This window comes from Zooshikella harenae (assembly GCF_018837975.1).
Lineage (GTDB): Bacteria > Pseudomonadota > Gammaproteobacteria > Pseudomonadales > Zooshikellaceae > Zooshikella > Zooshikella harenae.
This window is the reverse complement of sequence record NZ_JAGSOY010000043.1, coordinates 12,623-35,876: the sequence shown is the minus strand read 5'-3', so window position 1 is coordinate 35,876 and position 23,254 is coordinate 12,623. Positions and strand designations below refer to the sequence as shown.

At 40.2% G+C, this 23,254-nt stretch carries 2 protein-coding genes (1 of these 2 only partly in view); both read right to left on the bottom strand.

Features of this window, described 5'->3' with window-relative positions:
• Positions 1-72 precede the first annotated feature (72 nt).
• Positions 73-900, bottom strand: a complete 828-nt coding sequence (locus tag KCG35_RS16290; protein WP_215820857.1) for a peptidylprolyl isomerase — start codon at positions 898-900, stop codon at positions 73-75.
• 123 nt (positions 901-1,023) lie between these two features.
• A protein-coding gene (locus tag KCG35_RS16285; RefSeq protein ID WP_215820856.1) for an IPT/TIG domain-containing protein crosses the window boundary here: on the bottom strand, positions 1,024-23,254 show its 3' portion. It continues 12,167 nt past the right edge of the window; the window shows 22,231 of its 34,398 coding nt (coding positions 12,168-34,398); its start codon lies beyond the right edge, outside the window; its stop codon occupies positions 1,024-1,026.

Genomic DNA, 23,254 nt, shown 5'->3' with positions numbered 1-23,254 from the left:
TTATGAGTAATATGTAACCTTCGCAGTGGATATATTAAAAATAATGCGCACCTTACTATTATAAAATAGTTTCTACTCAACTTTATTTAAGGTAGCTACTTTTTTTACTACTACTTGCTTTAATAGCTTGTCATATTCTGCTTGTTTAGCTTCCGCCCTAAGCTGATAACGAATATCTCCCTTCACAGCCTCAAAAGGTTGTTTGATTATTTGAGGGGATTTAAGTTGTTTTACAATATGAAAACCAAATGGTGTACGAAAGGGCTCGGAGTACTTACCTTCTTCTAAGCTAAAGGCAATTCGAGAAAACTCGCTGTCAATAGCGCCTTCTTTAATCCAACCCAACTCGCCTTCTTTTTCAGCAGAAAGGACATCTTGTGAGTAGGCTTTTGCCAAATCAGCAAATGTCTCACTTGCTTGGAGTTTACTATACACTTCATATACTTTTGTTTTCAGCGCATCAATTTCTGGTTGAGTCATACCCCGTCTGACACGGAATAAAATATGTGCAACATTGACACGCTTTGTTTGAAACTGCTCAGGGTTATTAGCGTAGTAATTTAGTAGTGCATCCTCAGTCACTACATTGTTTAAATACTTTTCAAAGTAGCGGCTAATCAGCATCTGTTTTCTAAATTCATTCAACTCAGCAGCAATAAGTTTATTATCCAGTAACGCTGATTGCTCAACTGCTTTAGCTAGTGCCTCACGCGCCAGGTAGTCATCCAGTGCGGCGGATACTCTTTTTTCACTATCAGCAGGAATATGTTTATGAGCCAAATAGGCTGAAAACTCATCCTGGGTAACAGACTTGTCTGCTACTTTCGCCAATGTTTGCCCCTGTTCTTGACATCCCGCCAGCAGCACACCTGAAAAAATAACGCCTAAAACTACTTTCATTAACTACTCTCAACCACATAGAACGAATAATATGGCGGAGGCATGCCCCATATCCTCCTACCTAAAAACATCAAATATTCCCATTATCAATGGGTAAACTGTACTTCAGGTACATCGTGAAATCTATTGTACACTACATCCAGTGAACTGTTTATCAATTCTTACTTCAAATGGCCCAGTATATTTTGGGTCACGCTTATGCTCTAACTCACCATTCTTGTATTTAAGGTCTCGATCACTAATAATCAATATATAGTGTCCTGCTTCATAAGGTCTTCTTGAAACAATTGACCTATCAGATCCAAGCGCATCATTACAGGCAGCCTGTTTTGATATATATTGTTCAACTTGGCGCCCTGCCACAACATCCTTGAATAACAAATACTTCAACCTAGAGTTCTTTGGTTTATCAGCAAACCAAATATAAGTGTTTTTATTATCTCCCTCACTAATCTCAAACTCAAACTGCCAGATAGGCTGTTCACTTGATAAATTACCTATAAAACTCAATGGTGGATGAGGTTTTCCAGATACTTTTATTTTAAATTCAGGAGATATAACCTGTCGGATACCTCCAAGCCTATGCTCAGTAATTCGCCAGTTAAAGGTTTTACTCTCATCACTTTTCGTTATTTGATACCAGGGGTTCCATTCAATCTGGTAAAACTTAACTTCATTATTATTTTCTACCACTTTTACTTTAGGGGTAAATTTAATGTAGGGCTTAAGATTGGCTTCGACAGACTGAACCTCACTCCAAGTATAGTTAAACGACTTTAGCGTGACTGATTGTTGGCAACTACTACACGCATACTCTCCGGTTTCCCACACCTCATCATTCACTGGCTCAGTAACACTGATACCCTCTGTCAATATACCTAATAAGTACTGCCCTTCATTTAGCATCGCATTATCAGATACACATGCTGAGTACTGTGTAGTATTGCCATCAATGGGTTGTTCTTTGAATGTAATCTGCTGGATTTTATCTTTGTCCACGTCAAAGAAGCCATTATCTTTAAACAGCGCTAGCTTCATACCAGCAACATTTCCTTTAAATGATAGGAAACATGAGCCTGCAGTTAGCACTTTTTTCGTTTTAAAGCTGGCATATATTGGTGATAAATACTCTTGGCTATCTCTTAATTGATAAGGAACTAGCGTATCATCACTACGCTGAATTGTATCAAGTTCATAGACTTTAAGTTGTGTGGGTTGTAATGGTTTGCCATCAACCAAAAGCTCAGCCGTTAGTTCATTAAAACCAGGATCAGTCACAGTAAAGTCAAACTTCAAGCTACCACCGAGTGGTTTTTCAATAGGCTTTTTAAACTCTTCCGCATTAAAGGTTGGAGCGGGTTCTTTAAGTACTTTTAATGTACGTTTAATCGTTCCCCAATGGCAAATTGGGGTACTTTCTTCGTATACATACATATTTTCGCACTTTCGTACTTTTAACTTAAAGGCAATTTCCTCTCCAACTTGATGAGCCAATATATCAGCCTCTAATTCACCAATATTGTCTTCATTGTTCCAGTGCTGATCTTGGTAGCTTTGTTTATTAAAAATTACAACGGGGTCCTTATACAAAGTACGTATATTATTAAGCTGATATTTTAATTTTACCGGAAGTCCAGCAAAGAGTTTTGGTTCACCTCTCCACTCAAAACCCAAATCAGCTTCAGCGTCATAACCATCTTTTATTATGGTTTTTTCAGGAACAACAAGACTAACTTGACGCGTATATTGCTTTCCGTCAGCTCCTTCATAGATTATAACTAACTGATATTCACCTGAAGAAATGCTTGAAGGAAATCGATAGCGATATATATTTCTTCCATATATACCAAATTTCCCTGCATATCCCAAACTGACTTCATCACCTGTTTGGTCTCTTAAAACAACATTAGAAAGACTAAAATTACCCAATACAGGAATGGCTACCTCAAATACATATTCATTAGTTAATTCTGCGAACAACTTTTTAGGTGTTATAGGTTCAATTTGATCAGAATCAATTAAAAATGAATCAAGAGGCACATCAGTAGTAATGGTTTTAGTAAAGTCAGCGCCTTCACCCTCAAGTGTAATAGTTAAAGAAATTTTTGCGGTATTGATATTATTCTCAAGCCAACCCTCAAGGTAATTATTTGCACCATTACTAAGTATAAAGTCAGAAAGATGGAGATCAAGGACATTATAAGTGTTATCTAAAGTTGGGTTTTTTGACCCCCCACTCGGATGATCATTTAACGGATAATATGTATCCCCCACAACCAAGTCTGCTTTTTCAATTCTATAGCTTGTAGGAGCATTAATCGTAAAAGATGCGCTTCCATCCACCCAATGTTTACCATTACTCCACTCGACAAGATCAAAGGTTACATCGGCCTCAGGCAGTGTATCTGCTTTAACCTGAACACTTAATGGAAACTGATAGATTTCACCAAACTGATCAACGAGCACTATATTAGTAGAATAATTTCCTCCTGATATTAGGTGTGTCAGCATCATAGGTGTATCAATAATGGTTTCAGTTTTTTCACTACCTACTTGTAAGCTATTTTCACTGTTAACCGTCACCTCACTGACACACGTTAATGCACTCGGTCCCCCACTAGCTCCAGATTCTCGTTGGCAATAAGGGGTAATTACCCCAGGTGAAGCAACATAATACTTTCTTGATATGCTAGAACTTTTTTTCTCACTGCTAATTGTTAATTTGACAGGCAAACTCTTGTTTACTTCATTATGTATAGTAATCGTATTTTGTAACGCATTGACCTCAGTTTTTTTATTATTTACAACAAGAGGTAACTCCCAAACATTATAATTTCTACTGTACCCATCATATATATAAAGAGAGATATGAGCCTGATTATCAATTAGAGTATTTGTCTTTTCGCCAAGCAATTCTGATAATTTAACATCTAGCTTATAACTAAAAGACCTCGATAAATTTTCACTCGTAACTTCGTAATTGTCCTCAATCAAGTTATCTATAAGGTCAAGCCTGCATAAATTATCTTGTCCACACGGAAAAGTAATAAATAGATCATCAGGCTTATAATAAAAGTACTTTATTAACCTCAATGCCTCAGGATCATCTATGTTTTTAGCAGGTAACTTCAAATAATCACTTTTTACTTTACGCTCTAAATGATCTATGTGTTGTTTATTTATGCCCAAAAGCTCCAATTGATTTCTATCAAATCGTGAAACTGCATTACCAACTGGAGTAAATGATGCTTGTCCTTCTATCAACTCAACAGGCTGAGCATACTTTATTCTATCTAGCCATAAATCAGGAACCTGCAGATTCTTAATTGAAGGAACATCTAGTTTGACGGTATGATTTTCATTTAAACGGTGCTCAGTAAGTTTGAGCTTAAACTTAGCCTGGGGATCCTGCTTCAGCCATGCATCAGCGAATTGCGCTAACTTACGATACTTCTCTAATTGATAAGCTTTGATTGGTCGCGTACTGATGGTGATTTCTTCTGAATCATTAAGCCTTTGCTCAACCGTTTGTATTTTTGTTGTTGTTGTTTTTAAGTAAAGCGAGGTTACTGCTTCACTACTAACAATATCTTTATTCCATAAGAACTTTAATACATCACCTGATGGAAAACCACTATTACATATTGATCCTGGCACATCTATTTTACCACCCAGAATGTAATTTCCTTTTTTGATAATTAAAGCATTTTCAGCATTTTCAGGGTTAGCCAATTTGAATATGTAATGAGGAATATAACCCCTTTCTAACCCCTCAAGATCTATATCTTCATTTATACGCTCTCTGCTTGTAGTAAGTGGCAAGTAGCTATCAGCAGATATTGGTTGTTCTATATTTTTGAAAACATAAAATGAAAAATCATTTAACTCTAAAGCTTGGTGGTAGACAAAGTTTAGTAAGTGCTGTCCAGGCTTTAGCTCAATATCCTTTTTCAAAGTAAAACTATAGTAATAAGGCTGAATATCGCAAATACACGTATAATCATAACAACCATCTTCTGGTACCTTAACATCAAATGGTTGTACGCCTTCATTGTCCAAAGGCAAAACATTTTCAATAATACTTGAGTGGATAGCAGGAGTTTCAACTGTACTTTCAACCTCCAGCTCAACATCAATAGTGTTAAAGCCTGGATCAGTGATTTTTAATGTATGGCCTAATACATTAAACGTATTTGCTATACGCTTTGTATCACTATCATTTAATTCGCTGACAGATTCGTTAACCCACTCAACTTGAAGCTTAGGATCTTCTGCAACAGGAATAGAAAGCGGAAAATCAACACTTTCTGCATTTTGTTTTATTGATGTCGCAGTAATAAGTAGCTCAAGATTGTCTAATTTTTTCCATTCAAGTTTAGGGTTAGTTAACTCTAACTTAAAGCGATAGCCTAGTGTCACAAGCTTACGCCTGTAGAAATTCTCAAACTGATAGTCAGTAATTGACCCTAAACATTCATTCTCTTCGTCTTCTTCATAATATCTTTTACCTTCCACAAAATCAGTGGTACGAACACACAGGTCAATATCATCCTGCCCTGGAATTTTTAGTGTTGCCTTATTTATTAAATATGGCAATTCACCCAACAGCTCGAAATACAGCGTTGAATGATCAGCACCTGCATATATTTTTTGAGGCTGTACTAACTCTAATAGCTTAATACCAACTTCTTGTTCACGTTGATCAGTTACAGTCAGCACAACGTCGTCTATCAGATTACCACCCGCAAACTCAGCCAGTGCTACCTGTAATGTGGTTTCACCTGCTTTCAATGGTAAATAGCCATCCAGTGTTGGCTCAACCACCGTTGTATCATCTGCAGTGAAATTAAATAGGCCGCGCACATCACTTGAGTTAAATAAAACATCAATATCGTCTTTTACAAGGCGCAAACGGATAGTAGGTACAATCATCCCCTGATCTTTACCTAATACATACTGCAGTTGGTCTTCAATAATTTTAAGCTCAGTAATATAGAAGGGATCAATTTCATAGCTGTTTGCATCAGCAGGATTAGAGCTTGAGATAAACTCAACAACATCAGGAATTCCATCACCATCAAAGTCCTCCAATCGATTTACATCTTTGGTTATGGTGCCATATTGCCATTCATATCCATCTTTTAAGCCATCATTATCCGTATCAGGATTAACAGGGTCAGTGCCATGGGTAAATTCTAATTTATTTGATAATCCATCTTTATCCAGATCGTCATCACCATCAAGAATACCATTACCGTCTGAGTCTGGGTTTAACGGATCTAAGCCTTCTGTAGCAAACTCCAGCTCATTATTAATGCCATCATTATCATAGTCAGCCCCAATCATCAGGATATTAAAGGCCAGTCGATTACCAACAATAGGCGACTCACTACGATCTTCAATTGCTATTAATTGATACTCAACTAAAGCACCATCTTTATAGGGCTTTTCTTCACTATTTAAGCGATCTTTTATTAGTGGTACCCGAGTTTGATACTTGTACTCACCTACATCCAATCTACCCTCTTCATCACGCTCACCACTTTGCCACTGCCAAACAGTATGAAAACCACGTCGTACCCAATCACTCGCTTGGACTTTAATTTCAAGCTCACTATTTTCAAGCACAAAGTACTCAACCAGCTGTGTTTCTTCATTAACACGTGTAAGCGTATCAACAGGTGTTATAAGCACATCCGCGGCTTTAATGGAGAGTTGTTGTGGCAGCATTTCATCATTTGCCGCTAAACCTTTTAAGCCTGTATTGTGAGTGTTTAACTTAAGCACTGCACCAACAGGTAAAGGCAATTCAGGTGTAAACGTTAATTGCTGATCAGATAATTCCCATAGACCTTTAGCAGGTTGATCGGCCCCTTCTACCAATAATGATAATTTAGCTGGGTCCAGGCTTTCAGGCTGTAATGGTTCAGTTAATAACAACTCAATAGGCGTAATATGAGAGTTAACAACCTGTTTAAAGCCATAATTCATAACAGCAGGTAAACGTTTAACAAATGTAACCTGAATGGTGCTACTAACAGGCTGATCACTCATCAAGCCTTGATTGGCTTCTGCAACAAATATTATGTCTGCGGGTTTTTCTGTTGTTAACGTGAAAGGCTTGGTTAGCGCTCCACGATACAACTGAACTTGTTCAGGTAGCTGTATACCTTCAAGAAGCTCCGTTTTATTTTTTAACGCGACTTGTATGTTCGCATTCACCCAGCGTCCACTACTATTTTGTAAACGTTTTATTGTGTTACCAAATACGTCCATCAGTGCAAGAGAATAAGATACTTTATCTCCCGCTTCTAACACCTCTTCACGCCCTAAATAGTGGTTCTCAACCTTCACTTGTTGTATATCAAAATGATGAGGTGCAGCAGCTAAAACTTCAATTTCTGGTTGTTGAACCTCAACAAAATACTGACCTTTTTTAACTCTTAACGTTAAATCACTCAGCTCTGATCCTGCAGTATTCAGTATAAAAGAGTAATTATCTGCTTTATTAGCCGCTTGAATGGCTACATTTTGGTGCTTTCTCAAATCAAGTTGTGCCTGCTCTTGATCATTTTGAGTCATGACATGCAACTCATTAGCAAAACCAAAATGGAATCCCTTAGGCAACACTAACGTTAAAGAAGAACCTTCGCTAAGATCAGCCTGATTGCCAGCTTTATCATAGGCAGCCAGCTGTAGTGTAAATCCACTTCCCGCAGTAACCTGTTGTGGATAGTCAAGGTCTAGGGTTTGCGCTTGTCCCGGCAGCACACTAAATAACATGGTAGGCGCAGCGACTTGCCTATACCGAGCCAATTGTGCCTTGAGCAAATATTTTTTCGCTTTGAGTGTTGTATTTAAAGTAAAGCGGGCAATACCTGCCGTATTTGTCTGTGTTGTACTGTTTGCGGATGGGTAACGTGGCATATTGTCCCGATCCAATACAAACCACTCAACTGGCTGGCTGGAAACTGGACGCCCAGCTTGATCAAGTACTTGCACTTGATATGTCGCCTGTTCACCCACGACAACAGTCGTTGGATTTAGATGGTCCTCTCCCTCTTGAGTAAAACGAATCTGATTAGGTTTTTGAGTCAATGTAACCTGGTAAACCGGTGTTTCATCAAACTGCTTAAACCGGTCAATTAATTTTATTTTAAAGCGATAAGTATCATTTTCTTGCTCAGGTAGCTTAACAGGCAACTGTACACTCATTCTGCGGGCACGGCGTGCTGATTGCTCCATGACAAGTACAGGATCCTGACCATCTAACACTTGATAAAGTTGAACCGCCAGCTGGTCTTCACCCCCATCATCGACACGATATAAATTATCGAGGGTAAGGGCGAGATTAGCCCCATAAATAGCAGCCGCTGGGTAGCTAACGTTTAATTGACTCGCATCAGGTGATTGATCACGGGTGAGTTTTACAGGAATGGTGTAAATGCGTTGCTGTTTTGCATTATCACTTACAGTGACAGATAACTCAGTATCTAAGCCACTTTCAGACACACGTAAGTCACGCATATCTGTCAGACTAAAACGTGCAGCATCATTACGCCCTGCCAAAGTCGCTTTATGTTGGAAACCATTCCAGGCGATTTCTGCTGCAGCTAACTCCACATCATCATTGGCTGCCAGTCTTACATTAAATGCACTACTTTCACGAATACGAATATTCGATGTACTCATAGCATCCAACGATACTTGTTGACCATTCACCATCAATGAGCTTAATGCTGGACGCTTATCTTCTATAACCTGATAAGTCAGCTCTTGTGTTGTTTCTAGATTACTATGATCACGAACGACAAGTTTGTAGGTAAGGGTTTGACCAACTACTGCTGTTGTTTCCGTAAATTGGATCTGATGACCACCCACTTCTGCTTTTACCAGATCACCATTTCTATAAAGGAAGGCGACATCAACACCACTTTCCTGGTCTTGATAATTACCTATCACATTAAATTTTTGACCTTCTATAACCTGCTTAGTATCAGTCAACACAGCATCACCACGTACTTTCAAACTTGCACTGGGTTGATGAGTATCAAACTGTCGGGTAAAGGCTATAGGCTCAGACTCTGTTGTATTACCATAAATATCAATCGCTCTGACTTTAATAAAATGGCCATTACGCTCTTCACCATAATTCCGATAAATCACATATTCTGGACCATAGTGTTTACCAATCAACTCATAACTGCCCTCGCTATCACCCGCTTTGTCTGAAATATAATATTCCACTTGCTGGATGGGATAACGCGCGTCATTAACCGTTGCCCGTATTTCAAACGGTTTAGGCATATAGCTTTTGTTATCAATAAACAAACTTACGCTGAATGGATTGCCAGGTAATTCTTCACCTTGTAGGGTGACTAAACGCTCAGCCCCTTCAATCACTTCACCCGTGTAGGTTTCAACACGAGCCCTAATATAGAAAGGCTGACCATTCCGTAAATGAGCAGGCACAATCAAACCGGCTTCAAAGGGCGCTTGATGAGCAGCCCCAATAATCATTTCTTCACGTTTGATTGAGCTTATATCTCGATCAGAAAGTTCAGGGACATTAACAGTAGACACCATGAACTGAACGGCCTTTATCCCTTGAATACTATCCAGGGCTAAATGCAATTGATCCCCTTGCGCAACAGTAGACTGTTGTTTTGGTTGAGCCATTTGAGAAGCACTGGCCATCAATGCCATAGGTAACTGACGTACCATGACTCCATTTGTCCCTAAACCAATAGCAAGCCAGTTATGCTCAACAGCAAGGGCACTGACTTTCACCTCAGAAGACAAGTGCTGGGTTAATTTAGGCAGCCATTGTTGGTTTGCTACATGGAAGGCACTTACTAGCACATTACCATCATCTTTTCGGTAACCCACCCATAATAAGCCTGAGTTCATATGTAAAGCAGTTATATCTGTGGCTTCAGACAACTTCACTTTACGAGTATCAAGGGTCACTAAATCAACAATAGTCAGTTCATTTGCTTTACCATCTTCTGTGTTTTTACCAACAACATACAATTGCTCATTACCTGCCACCATATGCCGCACAGCCTCAGCAGCATGTCCTGCCTGAGCAGTAGTCATATAAACAGGTTCAACACTGACCGCATAATCTTTAACAGGCCATGCCCCCACATCAATTCGGAAGACGATGCCATCATGTGTACCCACATAAATAATATTTTGCAGATGTGTCATCGACTCAACGGTACGTCCACCTTCTAAGGTGACTTGATAAGCCTGATGACTACCCCTGCGAATAAACGTTACATGACTACCTGCCGCAACAACAATGTATTCTGGCGTCAATACCGCATGATCAATTGCTGTATTTGCTAAAACAACCTCTCTTTTTGTACCTTTAATGCTGACGAGTTCTTTACCATTTAACACCAGGTAACGAGTATCTCCAGCAGGTAAAACATAAGACACATTGTCTGTATGCGTTGATACATAATGTTGTTGCTGCCAAATACCTTGCAGGAAGGAACGCTGATAAGCCCCATAATGCTTAGCCGCTACTTGAAGTCGTCCACCTTCAAGTGCAACCTGATGTACTTCACCTTGGTTATTTTCTGGCGCAAGCAGCAGTTGGCTCCCTTCCTTCTCAAATGCAATGTTGTATACGGCACCTGTATCACCACCCAAATAGAGCTTACCTTGTCCATACCGGACTTGTACCTGCTCACTAGATGCCAACTCGGCAAGATGGAACTGTCCAACGAGTTGAGGCTGATCTGCCAGTAACGTATCCAGCACCATCACAGTTTTTGTAAGATGGTTGATGAGCAATAAGTAACTACCAACACCAACCGCCTGATCTGCCGCCATGGGTAGTGTTATAGAAATACGCTGATTTGTGGTAGAAATACGCTGTAACGTATGCTGATCAGCCATAACCCAAAGTGCATTATTATGTCTTACCGCCCAACGTGCATCGTTAAATTCAATGGTTGGTGATGCGGCTCTCCATGGGTATAAACCTTTTGCGGTTAGCAGATAAAAGTCACTTTGCCACTGAATACTTTGTATAAAGCTTGATGCATAGCCTCCACGTATACTACTGGTACTGAACGTCGTTTCATTTTCAAGTGCATTACCACGTATTTTATAGCGATAAGCCTGCTGTTTATTCCAAGCAACTAACTCATCACCATTATGGGTAAACCCTGCTAGCTCAGCTAAAGGGTGACGCCCAACCAGCTGGAAATTTTCCTCCGGGTCCATAAACAGCAGACCAAAGCCAGGATCAAGTCCAATCAATCGGTCTCCCATTCGCTGTAACACTGTAAGATCATTATCAAGCTGAGTGACTTTTTTCCCTCGGGAATTACCTTCTGTAGTGATAAAAAGCTCTCGACCTTGTAAATACCAGCTAAAACCAACATCGGGTAACAACACATCAAAACTTAATGATTGTGCCTGCTTACTAAAGGTAAATGGTTTTATAATACGAATAACACTGGTTGTAGACTTGCGATTACCAAAGTCATCAGCAATGACAGCATCAAGCCTTAGCTGATTTTCAGGCTCTGAACCTGTCACTTGGTAAGTCAGTACCTTATCACCCGCTGCCAGTACATCACCTGTACTGTTTTTCAATACAAGCTGACTGTAGACACCTGTGGTTAACTCATTAAGCAGCATTACCTTAAGCTCAGCACCCGCCATGATAGAAAGCGGAACACCTGAGAGTTTTGGTACAGGTAATGTAAATTTAGGTGTTAATCTGAAGCTCACCGATGAGCTATCGTAATTGAAGTGTGGACCAGCATAAGCGTCAACACGTATATGATAATTTTCTTGCTCACCACTTAATGCAGGTAGTTTAAAGCTTAATTTTCCTTGCGCGGAACTATTTATCTGACGAAAAACCAGCTGTTCATTAAAGTCATATAACCCAACCACAACATAGTGAAACTGTTGTTTATTGATTAAAGCATATTCAACCGTTATGTCATCACCTTCATAAAAGCGAGTGTTATGTTGTGGCTGTAAAACGGTTAACCCTGTATTGACTGCAGTGGCAGGCTGTAAGGGCCAGGTTAAATCGCTCCCTTGCTGATTAACATCAACAGTAACAGTCCCCTGCTCTGACTTATCCAATTGCCACCACTGAGCAATACCATCCATGACTATCGCCATAGCATGTTGATTATTCATGGCGGCAGAGTTGACTCGACTTTCCGCTGAAAGCGCTGTGTAAATTGGTATTAATGCATTTTTGGCTAACGAATTACCCTGAGGTGGTTGCCAGTGAGGCGTCACTTGACCACTAAATACTGGTAAAGCAACTTCTTTAACCCCATTACCTTGTCGACTTTGCCAGTGAACATTAACCGTGGAAATATTCTGCACATACGGCAGGAGCAGTGAGTTAGCCTCATACCACTGAGCAACTAAACGCTTATCTTGATCATCGGTCAACCAAACAATAGGCTCTGAAATAAGTGGTAAATCATTCAGCTTAATGCGCCAACCTGTTGCTAGCGCACTAACACTAAACTCAGGCTTGCTTGAAGCTGATGAGACTTGTAGTGAGCGTGTCAGTATTTCCTGGCCTTTATTTTCAATAACTGCATCGGGGGTAAATACAAGTTGTGCTGCATGATAATCTGCAACATGCTCACCTTTTTCAAACACTTGCCACAGCTGACGTTGCGCATGCTCTGTTGCCAACCACAATCGCTGCTGGTCCCAATACCCTTGTTTAATATTGGCTGTTAGTGACTGCTTAAAGGCAACTTGCTCAATTAATGCATGCTCATCGCTTAGCTCAAAAACACTCACATTATTTTGTTGCCAGGTTGCAATTTGATTCCCTTTAACCGCTAAACCATTTTGCTCAGGTAATGCAACAAACCACTGCTGTTTCAGTTGTAAAAAGCCTTTTTCAGTGACCAAAGCAAACTGATAAAGACCTGCTGATGTCAATGCAAATAATCTACCATCCGCTAATACAACAGATTCAATCGGATCTGCAAGGCTAATCCCTGCAGTGGGTACAGCTTGTATTTGACCGGAAGTTGGCTGAGCTGTTAAAACCAGCGCTGTTAACATCTGCCCATATTGCACATAGACAGTATGTCCATTCACACCAAGCACATTGCCATAGAGTTTCTGCTCCAATGTTTGACGCCACTGACCCGCTTCTGATTGTTGATAAACCACCAAATGATCGTCACCATTTTTCAGAACTTGAGCAATAAGTTGCTGCCCATTAAAGCCCACAAATAATGCACGTCCAATGGGTGATGACACGAGTGCTTGTGATGGCGTACGGAGTATAAAGCCACCTGTCCGGTTATTTTCTACCCATACCAGTGTGGAATTATCTCTTTCGTTTAATCCTGCTGCCTTGGTTAATCCTGGCGCATAAATAAGTGAAGAAATTTCCCAAGTGGCATCTTTAACTTTATACAGCGACTGTTTTCCACTATTAAAGTACGGCAGAACCTGTATAGACTGATCGACCTTTTTGGAATGACCGGATAAATCTTTAAGTTCTGCATTCACAACCAGTTCAGATGCGCGATTTGGTGTTGACCAGTAATGAAGTCCATCGGCTAAGGCCACTTGAGTTAGCATATTTTCCCCCGACTTAACAGTTAAGTGTGAATCACTACTGTAGTCATCCATCTCTGGGGTTACTTCAGCTAATACAGAAAGCTCAGTGCCTGATAGCATTTTTGCAGGAGGTAGTGTTGTAACGGCAAGGGTCTGATCAATACCATTATCTTTTTTCACGTTCAGATGAACCCGCCCTTTCAGAGCACTACCTGATTCAACTCTAGCCAGTACAACCACTTCTTCATTTGTTGCTGGAATTGTTGTGGTCACAAAAACTTGTTCTTTATCTTCCAGGCTTCGCTGTAAAGAAATAGGCGCTGGATTGCGTGGATCTTCAGTATTTCCAGCAACATCTAAGTAAAGCTTCGCCTCCAGAACATTACGCATTAATATTTCAAAGGTAACGGGTTGTTTCTCATGGAAAACAGCGCCATCAAGCGGTGACAGAATTTTCAGTTGAGGAGCACCCGCTTCTGGGTCATAAGGGTGGACCGTAACAGTTGAGCGATTAAGATCTGCACCGTCATCGCTCTGATTACCATTAGGATCAAATGCACGCACTTTCAGTGTAATATTTTGTGCTGGCTGCTCTTTGGTTGGCGTAAAACTATAGTGGTTTGGTGTTACCAGTTTCTGCCATGCTCCACCATTTTCATAGCTATTAGAAAGCTCTACACGCTCTATACCATACTTATCAAACGACCTAATCAGTACATCAACAGGTTCACCATAGGGCACAAAATCATCATGCTTAGGTGAAACAATGCTGATTGTTGGCTTTGTTTTATCCAGGTTCAGAGTATATTGAGCCTCTAAAAAGCGGATGAGATCAAACCCTAAATTAACCGCCAAACGTGTTTGAATAGTGAGTGATTTAGGTTTATTTCCTTCTGGTGCATCACGGTAAGCTTTTAGTGCATTAATTTTTGGCTGTGACAAATTCCCTATGATACTTGCAGTTCGAGCAGCTAAATCTGTTGTTTTATTCGTTATATCAACAGGCTGCCATTGACCATTTAAATTCACTTGTAGCTGTGTATGCTGCCAATTAATAAGGTCTACATCACCATTAATGGTAAATATCAGTGCTGCGCGCGTTGCTTCTTCTACTTCGCTAGGTGCAGTACTAAAGCTTGTAAGATTAACAACAGGCTCCTTCAGCACAACATGATATGTTTGCTCCGTCTTCTGATACCCATCACTTGCCGTTAATTTAATCGCTAAACCAGACGCTTTGTTGCTTACGGCAAGCTTGAAGCCTTTTCTATTGGCACACTGTGTAACACTATTACCTACGCTATGTTCAGCGCCAAAGGTAAACCCACCATCATAAGATAATCGATAGCGATAACTTAATTGACCTGCATAATTATCTTCGGCTGATGGTACTAAACAGTATTCTCTATTCTTGGTGAGAACAGCCTGCTGAGTACCTGTTTCAGAAGTGCCAGTAATAGCCTCTTGCGTATCTGTTCGTACTAGTTTTAGATTTCGAGGTGGGAGTCTATCCTTGGTCAGTGTTTCATATTGATACTTACCTGCCGTAATTCCCATACCTTGGGCTAAATTACCATGAAGGTCTTGGATACCTTCAATAGTAATACGATAGAGAGCATTATGCGTTATTGCATAGTCATCTTTAGCTTTAATTTGAATGACATTATCTGCAACATATTTATCCTGAGTAAAAAATGCGGTGACATCTTCAGCTGGCTGATCATGATGCTCATAATCTTTAAAAACACGACTTACTGAAAAGTGGTCAAATTTAATGGCTTCATCTGCTTCAATTCTAATAGGCTGCTGATAATACAAGTTACGGACTTTATTGATTGTGGGTACCGTATCATCAACCACTTTCAACATAGTCTCAGCACTAAGCGAAGCTTGCTCATTGGTAGCCTGACGGTAGGCTACAACACGATAAAGACTACCATGACGATAACGTGTTTTTTTATCAACAACAGGAACAGAAAAGGTAATGATTCCATTAGCAAAGGAATAATTCAGCTGACGACTAAAGTTTGGTTCAAATTGCTCTTCCGCTTGTAACCAATAGAGTTTTATATCAGTGCCTAGCCCTTTACCCTCTAATTGAACAATATTCCCACCAGTATCACTAATCAGTGATTGCATATCACTGCTATTATCAGGGTGAGTTGTCGTTGCTGTACTTAAAACGAGTTTTTCAGACACTTTAACCGCAGCAGGTAGCACGATTGATTGCGCAGAACTGGTTAATGTTAGGGTATGTAATCCCTGTTTAGTCAACTTAGCCGCAAAAGTAAGTTCCGTACCATCATCATTGACAGAAAAATCATTTGCCGACTTCAATAACGTTATACCCGCAATTTCAACTTTTGTTATTTGCTGTAATTGCTGCCCACTCATAATAATCGTTGTCGTTCTGTCATTATTTGTAGCAGTAGGCGTTAATTGATTAACGCTCGCAGTTTCCCAACCAAACAGCTTCGCAGTTTGTACCTGACGAGGCATGTCAAACACCATAAGAGGTAAATTAACGGTCTGTTTGGGTGGGTTAAAAAAGCTTAGCGCATACCGACTGTCTAACGTGTAATCTTTACCTCGTGGCTGGAATGTCAACACATTCCCTAATAATTCAACATCACCAGGCAACGGCTCAGCCGTCTCAGCATCATGTAATTGAAGGATGACAGACTTCCAGGACTCATTTTCACCTGATGTGGAAAGCTGAATAACACTATTTTTTCTCGCTAATGTTTTTGGTAATACCTGATATGCATTAGCAATGGGTAATTTCAGGTTGTAATAACTGTTACCCAGGCTCCACTCCAACAAACTACCATGTAAACTTAGCTTATCATTTTTGCCAAAGTTTGATTCCAGATAAACAGGTAATAACTCTGTTAATTGCGTAGACAGATCAGTCTCACCCTGACCTTTACCAATATTAATATCAAACACTGTTAACTGCTGAGTCTGAGAAGCGTTCGAGTGTACAACTGCCAGTAATTCGCCACTTAATGCTGTTGCTTGAACATTGCTAATAGTTTGCGGCGTAAAAGGTATTAACTTCTGTTCTACCAAGAGCTTTCTCAAATCTAAAAGCTGGACCATGCTACGACCAGCTAAAAGTGCTACTGAACCATCAACATTTAAGCCATGAGGTTCTAAACTAGCATGATCAATTTGGGTGACTACTTGCGCAGGATTTGCGATTGCACGCACTTCTACTGTCTTATTTCTCAGCAGCAACAAATAATTGTTAAAAACAGCAACATCAATTAACGGATTTGTAGCATCCGTTAGCGCTACTCTTAATAAATCTGTACCAAGTTCATTGGCCAATACCATATGCTGTTTAGAAAAGCTAACTACACCATTTGGTAAAGCGTGCAACCGATCAAGCAAGAAACCTCTAGCATTATTAATATTATTTACTTGCTTAGGCGCATATGGATCTTTTAATGACCAGACTTGAACATCACAGCGCTTACCATTAGTTAAATCACCACTATCTACCGTTTCACCGCAGCCATTACCCACTAAAGCAATCGCATAACCTTGGTTAATAACAACTTGATGTACAGGCCTGTTAGTATTCGCTGTAGATAACAACAGTGGTATTTCACTTTCCAATGTGGAATATAAACGAAACTCATTTTGCTGCCACACAACCAGATTAGTCCCCTGACGGAACCAGCCTTGAATAGCATTTATCTGCTTTTGTGGGTCAAGGGTGATGATTAACTCTTGATTAATAACAGGCTGCCCACTGCCATTTTGAACACTGACTGTTAAGGTACCCAACGTATTGGCAGGCAATCGAAAGCTAATCTGTCCTGAGGAATCAAAACGAATATCCTCAGCAGGTTGCCCATTGATTAATATCTTAGTTGCAGGACTTAAGCCTTTACCTTGAATAGCAATGACATCCTGATTATTAAATTTAAATAATGTTGATGCGGTGAATGCATTATTTTCTCTGTTATACCCTGCAATTTTAGTAATTCGAGGGTCAGCAACATACGTTAACTGTGCTGGTTTAAAGTGACTCAACGTACCATTACTTACCTTTATCCCCACAAGCAGATTATTTTCTGGAGATTCAGGCATTTTAGGTGTGACAACTTTTATTTGGTTTGCACTTTGTAAGGTGATAGCTGATTGGGGCACTTCTTGACCAGCAACCGATACTCGAGTTTCCTTGGAAAAACCTTCCCCAGAAATAACAATGGTTTCTCCACTATTCCAGCCAATAAATGCAGGCTTCACAGAGGCAAATTTTGGACGCACCTGTCCTGTAGCGACAAAACGATACCTATAATCAGCCCCTAATGTCTGACCATGTAAGTCCATTACCCCACCAGATAAAGTAACATAATACTGCTTACCTGCTGTCCAAGGCTGATCTGGGGTAAATACTAACTGGGTGCCTGCATTATTTGTATACGCTTTTACCTGACCAGCAACAGGCACACCAGACAAAGTGATGGTGAGTAAATGATTAATATCATTTGCTAACTGCCGGTTACTCAGTAGACGATTAAACTGAACACGGACTTTTTCACCTCCAGCAATAAACCCTCCAGACTCTGGAAACTGATCCATCACTGTCAACAAGTCATTTTCAATTGTATTCAGTCCTCCACCCATTGCCAGGGGAAGTTCGTCTGCAGCAAAAGGATTCTCAACCGCTTTACCTTGAACATAACCAAAAACAGTACCTGCATATAAAGCTCTTGGTGATACTGAAAGCGCCGTTGTATTTCCTGTTACTGCATAGTAGTAATGCAGTTTAAGATCTGATTTATAGTCACCTGCCAACCATGGTGAAATATCAAATAGTTGGATATCCCCTTCTTCTGCAACGACATACAGTGTCTGCCCATAAACATAAATACGTCTGGCAGCAATATCACCATTAGGAATCAAATAAGCTAATTTAAGCTCAGCAACACGTGTCGCAGAGTCATCACTGTCTAAGTTATAAGCTTGTACTGTGCCATTACCCGCTGTTGCCACTAATAGCAGATGACCTTGAACCCAAATATCTTCTATTTGAATTCTCTCACCCAATAAATTGGTTGTTTCAACTTTGCGCGTGATATTAAATTTACCAGTCGCTAACTCAACTTGAATAAGTTTACGACCAATTTTTTGCACCACCCATAGACTGTCACCAACGACACGAACACGCTCAGCAGATCCCCCCATGTCTCTATTAGTAAGGGTGTGTAACCGTTGTAGTGTTTCATCCTCTACACGATAAATATCAATACCTGTGTTCGTTGCGACATAAAGTAAATTCTCATGAAGAGCCAAGCTACGAATAGCGCCTGAGACAACATAGTCATCCAAAAATTGTGGGTCAGTTGCTAGCGTAACATCAAGATGGAACAATTTATTTCCACCCGCAACAAACAAGTGATTCCCTTCCTGAGCTAAATCAGTAAACCCATTTATTAAATGTGAAGCACTAAAATGGTATGGTTTAAATGTCTTATCAGCATCCTGCTTTTGTATTACTTCAGGTTTTACTGGATCTGCAACATTGATGATAGATAATCGAGCAGTAGAACTCTGCAACGCTCTATGTGAACGTCCTTGACGATCACGAACATTAAATGTTCCACCAGTGATGACATATAACAACTGATCGCGTTGAACAACGCCAGATACTGGACTTGGAACATCAGCAGGCAAGTTGACTGAACCAACTTCTTTACCTGCATAAAAGTATTTATCTGTTGCTGTTGCAATTTCCCCAGGAAAATTTGGTTGTTCAATCGTAATAGGTGCATAGCCAAAGTTACCCGCAGGTACACGGACTTCAATATGATGGCTATTAATTACTTTTAAGTCACCAGCAATAGTATTTCCAAATTTAACCGTTATGCCATAACTAAAACCACGGCCATAAATACTAATCCGATTTCCTCCTTGAGGAGGACCTGTTAATGGATAAAAACTTTCAATATAACTTTGAGGCAAAATAGTAAATGCACCAAACTTTATAGTGCGCACACCATCTTGTTCTATAACCAATGGGAGCGTAGTCGCTGCAATACCTAAATTAAGCTCAGGCATTTTAAACATCATCTGAGTACCCGCATCAGTCACATCAACAGACGACGTAACAAGTGTTTCACCCACCCAGACTTTAATGTTGGACTTAAAGTTTTCTCCATATACAGCTACGGACTCATCACCCTCACCATGGAATAAGTGACGACGCTCTTTCAGATTATCATCCGCAACGACTCGTTCTATACGTTGAACAACAGGGCGTTCAACTGATAAGAAATGATATTCAGCATTGAGTCCTGACACCATTTCCAATCCAGAAAGATCAGTCCAAGCTTTAGATACGTTCAGTGAAAATAAACCTGATGGCATTTTTTCAGTAAAACTAACAGTAACCAGTGCCCCGACAAGAGTATTTTCGGCCTTAATATGAAAAGCCTCACCGTTAATTGGCTGCCCGTTTTCAGCCTTCAACGTAACCCAGTCGCTCACTTTTTCAGGATCAGTATTAATAAGATTATTAAATCTGAGTTTAATAGTTTCTTTTTTAGTCAGTTCGCTTCCTGTAACGGGAGTTACTTGCGATATAGCCAAGTGGGATGTACGAACCTGAACAACACCTGATTGATTAGAAGACATCAGCTGTCCACCTTGCGCAAACAGCTCTCCACCTTTTTCACGTTTTTGCCAATGACTGAGCGTATAAGCCCCTGTTGACCCATCAGGAATCAGTACCCACTGCCGGTTACGTGTACCCACATGGATTTGTCCAAACTCAACATGCATGGATGCCTGAAGCCGGTCAATGCCTTCAGCTTCCGTTATATTAATAGGGTGAATTCGTGTTGTTAGATTTTGACCAAAACCTGAAACTTCAGCCAGATTCAGGCGATTTTGTGCACGATATAAAATCAGCAGCCTATCACCTTGCCAAGCAATATCAATTGGCTGACCTTGCAAGGTACTCGATTCAGATGTTGCACTATCAGACGTTGCTGGCTCAAAAATAATTGTGCTATAACCTGCTGGCTTTCCTAACTCATCATCCGCTAAATCAACAAAGCGAATAAACCCTGATCCCAACTCATCGGCTACAGCTAAAGCCAATATGTTATTCTGGGAATCAACAGCTACATCCATGGCAAGCTGACCAGGTAATGGTAGTGACCTTACCCTAAATGGCTTAGCAGGATCATTAATATCAACAAGCAATAAGCCTTCCTGTTGAGCTGCTAAATAAGCCACACCATCAGTCACAGCAATACCAGTAACAGGTCCTTCAGTTCTTAACTGCGCTAAACGGACAGGACGATCAGGGATGGTAACATCATATGTTTCCAAACCACTTCGCATTAAAAAGCGGTTAGTGTCTGTTGGCTTTAACCCTGCTTTAACACCCACAAATAAAATATTATTTTTTTCTACTGCGGCCCCTATTTCCATTGGCGGATAGTTAGGCAAATTCCACTCTTGTCCAATACCGCTTGAGTACGAAAATTCTCCAAGTTTAACTTCAGTAATCGTATTCCCTGAAGGTATCAACGCAAAAACATCAAATACACCAGGATATTCAACGCCTGGAACCCTAAACCGAAATGCTTCTAGACTTACCACATCATCTTCTAAATCAACAAGTTTACCACCAGGCATTATTTCAGATTTAATTTCACGACCATTTCGGTGTGACCTAAATTTTACTTTTGTACCAGGTAAGAAAATTCCTTGCCCTGCAGGCGTTGAAGCCGTTACAACATAACCTCCAGAGACTTCTCCAGCATCTAAATCAATTTTTATATTGTCTGTATTAATCTCTGCGCCATAAATAACTGCACCTAAATAAACAGCAGAAAGCTCACCATTTTCAATCCGTAAGTGATACTGACCTGGTGACAAATTCAACTGCTGTAACGCACCCGCAGGAATTTTAAGTGTTGTTTCTGAAATAACATTTATACTTAATGGATAAGTATTTAAATAAGCTTTCGTAGAGCCTGTTTTAAAGAACTGACCTTCAACAACTATTTCTGCATCAAGATCATTAGCCAGTAATGTACCCTGAACAACTCGCTTAATAACTGGACGTTGAACATCACTTCCCGTGGTTTTAAATTGTCGAATAAAAGGAGCCCATAAATGACTACCACGCAAATTTTCTACTCGATTAACAGATAACTTATAACGAGTGGCAGGTTGTTTTTCAAAATGCACAGCAAATTGAGTAGCTCGACCTTCAGTCTCATCAGTTGCTTTAAGCGTAAATTCAACAGGTTGCAAGGTATCATTAATATCAGATATTTGATCTAGATTAACTGCACCTTTTTCCTGCAGTGATTCAATGCTGACGGGTTCGTTAAAAGTAAACGTTAAAACGCTATCAGCATGATTTGACAAAAATCCATCAGGCTTCACATTTGCCTGCGCAACAAAACTATGGGGTAATTGAAAAATCCGTAACCCTTGATTACCTGAAGCCGCTATCAACCTGTCATTAAAAATGTCAATTGCATCGACGCGCTCAACATTCCCTGCTGTTAATACTTGAGGGTGTTGAATATCGTTAATATCGAGTACTACAACAGAGCCACTTTCTGCAGCCAGAAATAAAATATTCCCTAATAATTTTAATTTACGAACGCGCCCTGCAATAGGTTGTAGTTTATTATCAGCGATAAAGGTAGGCTGCTGATCCAAGCGATCTTTGTGAATAAAGGCAACGCCTTTACCACCAAGCGCAATAATCAAGTAATCACCATAGCTCACAATATCTTGTATATTGGCTGGTAATTCTTCCTTTTTAATCAAGCTAGGATCAAGCAAGTTTATTGCATTAAGTGTTTGTCCCTGCTCAGATCGATCACCACTGCGTGCACCTTGAACGGTTCGCCAGAACGCGCACTCAGCTATCATTGGAAGATGAGCAACACCACCTAGGGTACCACCTGCAAAAAGCCACTCACCATCAAAATAAACGGTTGCACCACCTTTTATGTCCGGAGAAATAGCACCAAAGCTTACAGGGTCATCTGTCACTTTATAAGAAAGACTCTGTACATTAGCTGGATTAAAACTCGCTCCCCCTCTATAACAGGTATGATCCTGGCGGGGCTTAACCTCATTTGGAATAGCTACCGCTGAGAAAAGTGCATCACCTTGTTTAACAATATCTGTTGTATGATTATTTTCATCCTCATCATTGACAGAATTGATTAATGCAAGGCCATTTGCATTAAGCTGTACAACCCCACCGGAGCCATTTGCAATATAGGCATATTGCGACTGAACCACTGAAGTACCAGAATTATCAAGTTCCCAATGTTGACTTAGTTGAACATCAAGTGAATCCAATGTTGTTGGTAGTTTGGCATGCTTTACTTGATACCACTGATTAACTTCTTCTGGTGTTAAAACATCCTCCAGAGACTGGCTATTTTCCTGAGCCTGTGCAACTTTAACAAACAGTTTTTTCCTAGTAATAAATTCATTCAACTGACGACTATTCTGTTTAGCATCAGGTAAAACGGGCGCCCCCCCTACCAATAATGGCTGAGTAGGATTATTAATATCAAAAGTTGCCAGGCGTAGTTGTTCAGGCAAGAAATAATCACGATATTTAACCAGGAATGGCTTTAAAACACTGGCATCTTCACCACTATAGGGTGTGACCTCAGTGAAAAAACCTGTTGCTGAATAGGCAACACCTGTCTTCGCATCAACGGCTAATGCCACAGGCCCGACTCTGGAAGCCTGTGTTACAGCCAAC

Coding starts and splice junctions, on each gene's coding strand:
- KCG35_RS16290 (WP_215820857.1), bottom strand. CDS start 900: ATGAAAGTAGTTTTAGGCGTTATTTTTTCAGGTGTGCTGCTGGCGGGA.